Below are 9906 nucleotides of genomic sequence, written 5' to 3'. Positions count from 1 at the left end.
CCGTCACCCCGACGAGGCCGACCACCACGCCGGCGGTCTCCTGGATCACCGCCTCGACGAGGCGCCACGGATCGGCGGCCGGCATCTCCCCCCACAGGTCGGCGAAGGAAAGGCCCCGCAGCTCGGCCCCGAACAAGGCGCAGAGCCGGGTGCCGGCGAGCCGCACCGTTGCCGCCTGCCGAGGCGCGTCGATCTCGAGGATCAGGCTGTCGGCGAGGACGTGACGGATCTCCCCGGGCTCGATCTCGCCCCGCTCCGGCGCGGCGCGGGCGCCGCGCAGGCCGTCCCAGTAGGCGTGGAGCAGGCGGCTGGTCGGGTGCTTCATGGCGTCTCGGTCTGGTACGGTCTTGGGGTCGGTCGGTCCACACGCGACCGGCCGTTGCTCCAAAGCGGGACGACGGCCGGCGCGGCTGATTCGGTGCAGCAGACCGTATGCCGAACGCCAGAGCTGCGAGAGCGTAAGGTTCTGTTAGGGTTACCAAGTCATTAATGTTGCGTTTCGCTCACACCTGCGCGATCGTCATCGGCGACGGAGATTTCGAGCTGGCCGGGGCGTCACGCACGCCCTAAGCCCGCTCGCGTGAAAACGGAGTGAGGGCCTCACGCCCGCGTCGTCACGGTCCTGGCGGCGTCCCGCACGCGAATCGCGTGGCCAATCCGCGCGGCTTGGTGCGATTCACTCTCTTCCGGGGAGAGCGGCAACGCTCTCCCCTTTTTTCGTGCATGGCCTCGTCTTTTTGCAGGTGGTCGGCGTCCGCGTCGCCCCTTGCCCTTGCGGTCGGCCCCGGGCCCCCGCAATGGTGCCCGCATGGATGCCACCCCCGACCTCCCGCGACCGCCGCGCGTGCCGGTGTTCAACATGCCCGCCGTGGTCACCGCCTCGGTCGGGATCCTGGTGCTGATCCACGCCGTGCGGCAGGTGCTGCCGGACGTGTGGGACATCACCCTGCTCCTCGACCTCGCCCTGGTGCCGGCGCGCTGGACCCTCGCCCTCGACCCGGACCGGGCCGCGGACGTGCTGAAGGCCGCGTCGGCTTCGGGCGGCAGCGCCCTCGAGGTCGAGGCACGCAAGGCTTTCGCCGCCTACCTGGTGGCCGATCCGGGCGCGATGTCCTGGACCTTCGTGTCTTACGCGCTCCTGCACGGCTCCTGGGCCCATGTGCTGCTCAACAGCGTCTGGCTCGCGGCCTTCGGCACGCCGGTGGCGCGGCGCTGCGGCGCCTGGCGCTACGGCTTGATCGCCCTGGTCTCGGCCGCCGCCGGCGGCTTTCTCCACGTCCTCATCGATCCGTTGAGCACCGTGCCGCTGATCGGCGCCTCGGCCGGGGTGTCGGGGCTGATGGCGGCGGCGGTGCGCTTCGCCTTCCAGCCGGTGGAGATGGCGGGGCCGGCCTCGGTGCCCTGGCAGCGCCCGGTGCCGACGCGGTTGCAGACCATCCCCGAACTCCTGCGCAACCGCTCGGCGGTGGTCTTCCTCGCCATCTGGTTGGTCACCAACCTGCTGTTCGGCCTCGCCGCCCTGCCGCTCGGCCTCAGCGACTCCGCGGTCGCCTGGGATGCCCATCTCGGCGGGTTCGTCGTCGGTTTCCTGATGCTTCCTCTGGTCGATCGGCTCGGACGACGCTGAGCCGGGCGGGAATCGTCTTCCTTCGACCTCCGGGGTGCTTGCCTCGATCGGCGCGCGGTCACACACTCGGCCTCCAAACGAGCGTCCCGCCCGGACCGCAAGGCCGGCGGGGGCCGATCAGGGAGGTGTTGATGACCGTTGCGCGCATCCTGTCGCAGAAGGGCCGCACCGTGGTGACCGTGCAGCCCCACCGCACGCTGGCGGAGGCGGCGGCGCTCCTGACCGAGAAGGGCATCGGCGCCCTGGTGGTGAGCGATGCCGGCCAATCGGTCCTTGGCATCCTGTCGGAGCGCGACATCATCCGCGCCGTGGTCCGGGGCGGCGGCGCGGCCCTCGAGGCGCCGGTCTCCCGGCACATGACCGCCAAGGTGGTGTGCTGCACCCGCGCCACCGCCGTCGACGAGGTGATGGAACTGATGACGGACGGGCGCTTCCGCCACGTCCCGGTGGTCGAGGACGGCCGCCTGGTCGGCCTCGTGTCGATCGGCGACGTGGTGAAGCATCGCATCGAATCGGTCGAGGCCGAGCATCGGGCGATGCGCGAGTACATCGCCACAGCCTGACCGGCGCGGTGGCGGCTCGGCCGCCGCCGACGCCTCGGCCTCACACCGGCGTGACGGAGGCCGCGATCATCTCGTGGATCTCCGGCAGCATCCGCCGCGTGGCCTGGCGGCCGAGCTCGATGCATTCCTCGGCACGGTGAAACTCGAACAGGCCCATCTGGGCGAGCTTCGGGTTGATCATCACGTCTGGCGGGTCGCCGGCCAGCCGCGAGCGCGAGATCCGGTCCTGCGTGATGTTGAAGGCGTCGACCATCACGCTGGCGATGCCGCTCGGCGCGCCGGCCTCCGGCCGGGGCTTCGGCTTCTGGCGCCGGTTGCCGATCAGCGGCCAGCGCCACGGCTCCTCCGGCATCGCGGCGGCGGGTCCGGGGGCGGCATCGGTCGCCGCCTCGGCCTCGTCCGCCCCGTGCGCCTGGATCACCGTGCCGCGCACCCGCATGTCGCCGTTGAGATTGACGCAGAGCACCACATCGGCGCCGAGTGCGCGGGCCGCCGTCACCGGCACCGGGTTGACCAGCGCCCCGTCCATCAGCCAGCGCCCGGCGATCTTCACCGGGTCGAAGATGCCCGGCAGCGCATAGGAGGCGCGCACCGCCTGGACGAGACCGCCGCGGGTGAGCCAGATCTCGTGCCCGGTGCCCAGCTCGGTCGCCACCGCCGCGAAGGTGAGCGGCAGCTCCTCGATGCGGGTGTTGCCGAGGTCGCGATCGAGCAGCCGCCGCAGGCGCTCGCCGGCGATGAGCCCCGAGCCGCTGATGTGGAAATCGAGCAGGCCCATCACCCGCCGCTTCGTCAGCGACAGGGCGAACTCGCGCAACTCGCCCAGCTTGCCGGCGGCGTGGCAGGCCCCCACCGCCGCCCCGATCGAGCAGCCCGCCACCACGTCGATGGTGATGCCCGCCTCCTGGAGCACCTCGATCGCCCCGATATGGGACCAGCCCCGGGCGGCCCCGCCGCCGAGGGCCAGCCCGACCTTGGCCCGCCGCGGACGTTCCGGCTCGCGCAGAAGGGGAGGGACGCCTGCGGCACCCAGCACGCCGTCCGCTGAGCGCCGTAGCGGCGCGCCGGAAAAGAGTGCGATGCCGTCCCACATCATGGCGCCTGACCTCCGCCGGGCTTGTCCCGGGTTGCAGTGTGGCCTGGATCCATCAAGCGTTCGTCAACGGCGGAGGTTGCATCGTCATCGACCGCGATTCCCGCTGCGTCATGTCGCGGGGGGCCGCGGCAGCGGCAGGGGCGCGGCCTCCTTCAGCGTGTCGAGCACCACCGAGGAGTGGACATGCGCCACGCTCTCGTGCGGCAGCAGCACATCGTTGACCAGGCCTGAGAGCGCCTTCAGGTCGGGCACGATCACCTTCAGCAGGTAGTCGCTGTCGCCGGTCATCACGTGGGCCTCGAGCACGCAGTCGAGACCGCGGACCAGCTCGGCGAAGCGGCGGGCATTGTCGCGGTTGTGGGTCGCGAGCGCCACCTTGGTGAAGACCGTGACGGTGAGGCCGAGGGGCGCCGGCGCCAGCTCCGCCCGGTAGCCCCGCACCACCCCGCGCTCCTCCAGCCGCAGGCGCCGGCGCGAGCATTGGCTCGCCGAGAGGTGCACCCGCTCGGCCAGCTCCTGGTTGCCGAGCCGGCCATCCTCCTGGAGCGCCGCGAGGATCTTCAGGTCGAACCGGTCGAGGGTGAGGGAATCGGTCATCGGAGGCGGCATCCATGCGCGATCCGTGCGCGGGCCCCGCATCGGTGCCCGGATTTCGCACGCCCCGCGCGGGCCGTCCATGCTGTGATGCGGCGGTTGCTTCCACAAGGATGTCGAGTGATGGGTCCCTATCCGCACGATGCCCCGGCCGCGCAGGTCACCGCCGCCAATCCGATGGGGACGGACGGCTTTGAGTTCGTGGAATATGCCCATCCCGAGCCGCAGGCGCTGCACGACCTGTTCCGCGCGATGGGCTTTTCGGCGGTGGCGCGCCACCGCAGCCGGGCGATCACGGTCTATCGCCAGGGCGATGTGAACTATCTCGTCAACGAGGAGCCCGGCAGCCACGGCCATCGCTTCGTCGCCGCTCACGGCCCCTGCGCCCCCGCGATGGCGTTTCGCGTCGTCGATGCCCGGGCCGCCTACGACCGGGCGCTCGCCCTTGGTGCCGAGCCGGCCGACCCGGCGGACGGCGAAAAGACCCTCGACGTGCCGGCGATCAAGGGCATCGGCGGTTCGCTGCTCTATTTCGTCGAGACCTACGGGGCCAAGGGCTCGCCCTACGAGGCCGAGTTCGTCTGGCTGGGCGAGCGCGACCCGAAGCCGGACGGGCTCGGCCTCTACTATCTCGACCACCTGACCCACAACGTGCATCGCGGCCGGATGAGCGTCTGGGCCGGGTTCTACGAAAAACTCTTCAACTTCCGGCAGATCCGCTACTTCGACATCGCCGGCAAGCAGACCGGCCTGTTCTCGAAGGCGCTGACCTCGCCCGACGGCAAGATCCGCATCCCGATCAACGAATCGGCCGATGCGAAGAGCCAGATCGAGGAATACCTGCACGCCTATAACGGCGAGGGCATCCAGCACATCGCCTGCGGCTGCCGCGACATCTACGCGACGATCGAGGCACTGCGGGGGAGGGGCGTCGCCTTCATGCCGTCGCCGCCATCGGTCTATTACCGCCGCATCGACCGGCGCCTGCCCGGCCACGGCGAGCCGCTGGAGCGGATGGAGCAAAACGGCATCCTGATCGACGGCGAGGGCGTGATCGAGGGCGGCATGACCAAGATCCTGCTGCAATTGTTCTCCGCCAACGCCATCGGGCCGATCTTCTTCGAGTTCATCCAGCGCAAAGGCGACGACGGCTTCGGCGAGGGCAACTTCAAGGCCCTGTTCGAATCGATCGAGGAGGACCAGATCCGCCGCGGCGTGCTGGCCGCCGATGGGACCCGGGGTGCGGTGGCCTGAGGGAGCCAGCGCAGGTCGGAACCGGGCGGAACCGGGGACAGTGGCGGCGGCGGGCGCGGCAGCGGGACGGCGATCATCGACGCCACGCATTGCCGGCGCACGCTCTGCCTGATGGTGTCGGGCCGGACGACGAACACCGCTCCCAGCTCGGGCGATGGCGCTCCACCCGCCGTCGTGACCGGATTCCTCGTCGAGCCCTGGGCGAGCCGATGCCGATCGCGCCTTCCGGCCGGTGGGCGAAGCGGGTATCGCCGGGGCGCTGTCCCGACCGGATGGCCGCATCGCGGCAACCGGACAACGCCCGGATCGCCTCCGGTGTGGCTGGGCGAGCAATCTCCCCTAACTTGTTCCCGGACGGCCCTGCCGCAGGCGGGGAGAGGGAGCCTGCGCCTGATCTTTCCGAGGAGAGGGAGCGGAGATCCACGGATAAGCGACAAGGGCCTCGACCCCGAGGAGACGTCATGACCCGTTTCACGACCCGGATCCTCGCCGTCGCGGCGGCCCTGTTGCTGGCGCCCGCGCCCCTCGCCGCTCAACCCGCCCGGCCGGAGGCGCGTCAGGAGACCCGCCAGGAGAGCCGTCAGGAGACCCGCCAGCCCGAGGGCCGGCGCCTGCCCGCCGACGCGACGACGCAGCACAGCCTCACCCTCTCCGACGGCCGGACCGTGAGCTTCACGGCCGTGGCCGGCAGCCTGCCGCTGGTCGACGAAGCCGGCAAGCTCCAGGCCGAGATCGCCTTCACGGCCTTCACCCTGCCGGACCGGGAGGCCCGGACCCGGCCGGTCACCTTCGCGGTCAATGGCGGGCCGGGTGCGGCCTCGGCCTATCTCAACCTCGTGGCGGTCGGGCCCTGGCGCCTGCCCTTCGAGGGCACCAGCATCAGCCCATCGGCAGCGCCGGTGACGGTCCCGAACGACGAGACCTGGCTCGATTTCACCGACCTCGTCTTCATCGATCCGGTCGGCACCGGCTACAGCCGCGCCGCCGGCGAGGACGCGAAGCGCTATTACGGGGTCGAGAGCGACGCCGCGATCCTGTCGGCGGCCATCGCCCGCTGGCTGCGCACCAACGACCGGCTGACCTCTCCGAAATTCTTCCTCGGCGAGAGCTATGGCGGGTTCCGCGGCCCGCTCATCGCCCGCAAGCTCCAGGACGATGTCGGCGTCGGGCTCTCGGGCCTGGTGCTGCTCTCGCCGGTGCTGGATTTCGGCTCTCTCCAGTCGCCGCGGCACAATCCCCTCGGTGCGGTGACGCGGCTGCCCTCGCTCGCCGCCGCCGGCCTGGAGCGCCGCGGCGAGACCCCGGATCCCGCCCGCATGCAGGCCGCCGAGACCTATGCCACCGGGCCCTATCTCGCGGACCTCCTGCGTGGACCCGCCGACAATGCCGCCATCGACCGGATGACCGAGCGGGTCGCGGCGCTCACCGGGCTCGATCCCGCCCTGGTGCGCCGCCAGGCCGGCCGGGTCTCCGGCGCCAGCTACCAGCGCGACGCCGACCGCGAGTCGCGGCGCGTGGCGAGCGCCTACGACACCGGCATCACCGGCTGGGACCCCGATCCCAGCGCGGCGCAGGGGCGCTTCGCCGATCCGATCCTCACCGCCATGCTGGCGCCGCTCACCAGCGCCGCCATCGATCTCACCGCCCGCACCCTGAACTGGCGGGTGCCGAACCTGCGCTACGAGCTGCTCAACAACGCGGTCAACCTCGGCTGGAACTGGGGCGGCGGCCGCTCTGCCCCGGAGGTGGTGAGCGACCTGCGCCAGATCCTCTCCCTCGACGGCGACCTGCGGGTGCTCGTCGCCCACGGCTACACCGACCTCGTCACGCCCTATTTCGCCTCGAAGCTGATCCTCGACCAGATGCCGTCCTACGGCAGCGGCGATCGCCTCTCCCTTTCGGTCTATCCCGGTGGCCACATGTTCTATTTCCGCAAAGGCTCGCGGGCGGCCTTGCGCGGGGATGCGCTCCGCCTCTACGAGACGGCCCTGGCGGCGCGGCGGCGCGGCGGCGAAGGACGATGACGGGCGGGGCACGATGCGGCGGACGGTGATCGGAATCGCCCTGGTGAGTGTGGCGCTGGCCGGGTGCAGCAGCACCGACCGCGCCGCCCCGCCGGTGAACCTCGCAAGCCCGCCCAAAGCCGCCCCCTCGCCGCCGAACTGGGGGCCGGTCCTGGCGCAGGACGGCACCTGCACCGGCGCGGTCCCGGCGACGGCGACCGAGATCGCGCCCGGCCTCGGCGAGTGCGAGCTGGTGAGGCTCAAGGGCAAGCCGCCGACCGACGTGCTGGTCGGCGAGAGCGGCCGCGGCCAGCGCGAGGTGCAGGTGCTCTACACCGAGCCCGGCGCCAAGGAGCTGTATTTCTTCATCAACAACCGCCTCGACCGGATCGTGAAATAGAGCATTTTTTCGACGACCTGGACACTGGTTCGTCGTAGAAAATGCGGCAAAATCAAAGAGCTAGAGCGCGTCGCGATGGCAACGCAACCGTGAAGCGCTCTAAGCGGGCGAAGCGTTGGCCTGCCAATGCAAGTCTGCTGAGGGCAGGGCGATCCCCGGACGATCCTGCCGGGTTGGCCGCTCGGCGGCCCTGCCCTGTGCGGAACTTCATCGATGGCGGGGCTGCCCCGGGTCGGGGCGCCCGCGGGCCTGCAAGAGGGACCACGAGCAGCATGCGTGAACCGAATGCGGTCGATTTCTGGCGCGGCATCGCCCTCATCACGATCTTCATCAACCACATCCCGGGCAACGTCTTCCAGAACTACACCTATTCGCAGTACGGGATCTCGGACGCGGCCGAGCTGTTCGTGTTCCTGGCCGGCTGGTCGATCGGCATCGCCACCCGCGGGCGCGACGGGGTGCCGGAGCCGGCCCCGCGCACGGTGCTGCGGCTGCTCTCGCGCATGGTCGAGGTGTACCGGGCGCAGCTCGTCATCACCGCCATGGCCCTCGCGATGCTGGCCGGCGCTGCCCTCGCGCTCGACAACCCGCTGCTGGTGGAATGGCACAATGCCGGGCCGGTCTTCAGCGACCCGATCCAGGCGACCGTCGGCTGGGTGACGCTGCTGCACCAGCTCGGCTTCTTCAACATCCTGCCACTCTACGTCGTGCTGCTCGGCCTCGCCCCCGTCTTCGTGCTGCTGTCGCGGATCCATCTCGGCCTCGCGATCGGAATCTCCGTCCTGCTCTACGCCGTCAGCCTGGTCTTCGCGATCAACATCCCGAGCTGGCCGGTGGAGGGACACTGGTTCTTCAATCCGCTCTGCTGGCAATTGCTGCTGGTGCTCGGCTTCGCGGCGCATGAGTGGCGGCGCAGCTCGGAGCGCTTCCTGGCCTGGCGCCGCCGGCTGATGCCGCTCGGGATCGCCATCGTGATCGTCGGCGCGGTCCTGTCCTGGTTCAACCTGCGCCCCGACCCCCTGGCGGTGCCGGAGCCGCGGCTGCTGTTCATCTTCGACAAATCCTACCTGTCGCCGGCCCGGCTGATCCACTTCCTCGGCGTGCTCCTCGCCTTCCAGACGGTCTTCGGCCTGGTGCAGCCGCGGGCGCGCTGGCTCACCCGCCAGCTCGCCGGCCTCGGGCGCAACTCGCTGGCGGTGTTCTCGGTCGGCTCGGTCGCCAGCCTCGGTGCACAACTGATTCGTTTCTGGACCGGGGGAGGTTTCGCGACCGACGTCTTTGTCGTAGGATGCGGGTTAGCCTCTCTCTCCTTCACGGCATGGTTCGTCGAATGGCGCTCTCGCTCTCCCCGTCCCTCCTCGGCGGCGTGAGCCTCGCGCTGGGCTGCTGCCTCGGCTTCGCCGTTCAGGCCCAGTCGACGACGCCCCAGCCCGGGCAGGTCCAGCCGGCGCCGGCTCCACCGGCTCCTTCGCAGCAGCCGACCCTTTCCCAATCGGCCCAGCCCCAGCCCGCTCATGCCGAGATCCCGGCGCTGCAGGCCACCGCGCCGAGCCCGGATGCACCCGATCCCAGCCTCTCTCCCGAATGCCGGGTGCCGGGCTCCAAGCTCTACACCCTGGCCAAGCTCAAGGCGGTCAAGAAGGCCCTGCGCGAGCACCGGGCCGTCCAGGTCCTGACGATCGGCTCCAATTCCGGCGGCCTCGGCACCGCCGCCACCTATCCGGTGCGGCTCGAGGATGCCCTGACCCGGTCCCTGCCCGACATCGACGTGACGGTGGAGAGCCGCGGCGTCTCCGGCGAGATCGCCTTCGGGGCGGCGGAGCGCCTGCGCAACCAAGTGGCGGAGATCGAGCCTGACCTCGTGGTCTGGCAGGTCGGCGGCAACGACGCCCTCGCCCGCGTCGACATCGAGGATTTTTCGCAGTCCCTGGCCGAGACGGTGGCCTGGATCAAGTCGCATGGCATCGACGTGGTGCTGGTCGATCCCCAATACACCGCGAGCCTCGCCAAGGACGATTACTACCGCCAGTTCGTGCAGGCGATCCAGAAAGTCGCCGAGCGCGAGCAGGTGCCGCTGGTCCAGCGCTACGAGGCGATGCGCTATCTCGCCGGCCGGGCGATCAGCGCCCTCAAGGGTGGCGACACGGCGCAGGCGGGTGCCGGGTTCCGCCTCGCCGATCTCGGCTATCGCTGCATGGCCGAGCACGTCACCCGGGCGATCACCGTCTCGCTGCTCCAGCCGGACGTGGCGCCCGTTCCGGTGGCGTCGCCGGTGCCGGCGAATTGACACGCCGCTCTGCAACCTCTTCACGCGCGCCACGTCATCCGGGCACCGCCATGACGGCAACGGACTGACGTGATGCGCGGCG

Annotated in this window: 10 protein-coding genes; 7 read left to right on the top strand and 3 right to left on the bottom strand. The window is 70.5% G+C overall.

Translation table 11 applies throughout. The annotated features are described in order from the left end of the window. Nucleotides 1–325: PAS domain-containing protein (locus VP06_RS22485; RefSeq protein WP_048466020.1), on the bottom strand; the 325-nt coding region annotated here is incomplete at its 3' end. Nucleotides 326–808: 483 nt separating this feature from the next. Between VP06_RS22485 and VP06_RS22480 the strand changes: the two genes are divergently transcribed. Beyond that, nucleotides 809–1627, top strand: coding sequence for a rhomboid family intramembrane serine protease (locus VP06_RS22480; protein WP_048466019.1), 819 nt, complete (start codon nt 809–811; stop codon nt 1625–1627). Nucleotides 1628–1758: 131 nt separating this feature from the next. Continuing rightward, entirely contained in the window at nt 1759–2190 is a 432-nt protein-coding gene (locus VP06_RS22475) for a CBS domain-containing protein (protein WP_048466018.1), read from the top strand. Between the two features lie 40 nt (nt 2191–2230). On the opposite strand, the gene VP06_RS22470 is transcribed toward VP06_RS22475, so the two are convergent. Continuing rightward, on the bottom strand, nt 2231–3286 hold the full coding sequence (locus tag VP06_RS22470; RefSeq protein ID WP_048466017.1) for a patatin-like phospholipase family protein: 1056 nt from the start codon (nt 3284–3286) through the stop codon (nt 2231–2233). Between the two features lie 108 nt (nt 3287–3394). Beyond that, entirely contained in the window at nt 3395–3883 is a 489-nt protein-coding gene (locus tag VP06_RS22465) for an Lrp/AsnC family transcriptional regulator (protein ID WP_048466016.1), read from the bottom strand. 120 nt (nt 3884–4003) lie between these two features. On the opposite strand from VP06_RS22465, the gene hppD reads away from it, so the two are divergent. From hppD to VP06_RS22440, 5 genes are all read left to right on the top strand, one after another. Then, on the top strand, nt 4004–5134 hold the full coding sequence (gene hppD, locus VP06_RS22460) for a 4-hydroxyphenylpyruvate dioxygenase (protein WP_048466015.1): 1131 nt from the start codon (nt 4004–4006) through the stop codon (nt 5132–5134). 461 nt (nt 5135–5595) lie between these two features. Continuing rightward, nucleotides 5596–7158, top strand: a complete 1563-nt coding sequence (locus VP06_RS22455) for a S10 family peptidase (RefSeq protein ID WP_048466014.1) — start codon at nt 5596–5598, stop codon at nt 7156–7158. Between the two features lie 13 nt (nt 7159–7171). After that, nucleotides 7172–7537: a hypothetical protein gene (locus VP06_RS22450; RefSeq protein WP_048466013.1), complete on the top strand. Its 366-nt coding sequence runs from the start codon at nt 7172–7174 to the stop codon at nt 7535–7537. A 272-nt stretch (nt 7538–7809) separates the two neighbouring features. Beyond that, nucleotides 7810–8907 carry an OpgC family protein gene (locus VP06_RS22445; RefSeq protein ID WP_048466012.1) on the top strand — a complete coding sequence of 366 codons (1098 nt, stop codon included), beginning with the start codon at nt 7810–7812 and terminating at the stop codon, nt 8905–8907. Further along, nucleotides 8868–9824, top strand: a complete 957-nt coding sequence (locus VP06_RS22440; protein WP_082167555.1) for an SGNH/GDSL hydrolase family protein — start codon at nt 8868–8870, stop codon at nt 9822–9824. The genes VP06_RS22445 and VP06_RS22440 overlap by 40 nt, the downstream gene beginning before the upstream one ends. Nucleotides 9825–9906: the final 82 nt, after the last annotated feature.

It is taken from the genome of Methylobacterium aquaticum (genome assembly GCF_001043915.1).
GTDB classification, from domain to species: Bacteria; Pseudomonadota; Alphaproteobacteria; order Rhizobiales; family Beijerinckiaceae; genus Methylobacterium; species Methylobacterium aquaticum.
Note: the sequence above shows the minus strand (reverse complement) of the source record. Positions and strands in the feature narration are given on the sequence as shown.

Coding starts and splice junctions, on each gene's coding strand:
- VP06_RS22450 (WP_048466013.1), top strand. CDS start 7,172: ATGCGGCGGACGGTGATCGGAATCGCCCTGGTGAGTGTGGCGCTGGCC.
- VP06_RS22465 (WP_048466016.1), bottom strand. CDS start 3,883: ATGACCGATTCCCTCACCCTCGACCGGTTCGACCTGAAGATCCTCGCG.
- VP06_RS22440 (WP_082167555.1), top strand. CDS start 8,868: ATGGCGCTCTCGCTCTCCCCGTCCCTCCTCGGCGGCGTGAGCCTCGCG.
- VP06_RS22470 (WP_048466017.1), bottom strand. CDS start 3,286: ATGATGTGGGACGGCATCGCACTCTTTTCCGGCGCGCCGCTACGGCGC.
- VP06_RS22455 (WP_048466014.1), top strand. CDS start 5,596: ATGACCCGTTTCACGACCCGGATCCTCGCCGTCGCGGCGGCCCTGTTG.
- hppD (WP_048466015.1), top strand. CDS start 4,004: ATGGGTCCCTATCCGCACGATGCCCCGGCCGCGCAGGTCACCGCCGCC.
- VP06_RS22480 (WP_048466019.1), top strand. CDS start 809: ATGGATGCCACCCCCGACCTCCCGCGACCGCCGCGCGTGCCGGTGTTC.
- VP06_RS22445 (WP_048466012.1), top strand. CDS start 7,810: ATGCGTGAACCGAATGCGGTCGATTTCTGGCGCGGCATCGCCCTCATC.
- VP06_RS22475 (WP_048466018.1), top strand. CDS start 1,759: ATGACCGTTGCGCGCATCCTGTCGCAGAAGGGCCGCACCGTGGTGACC.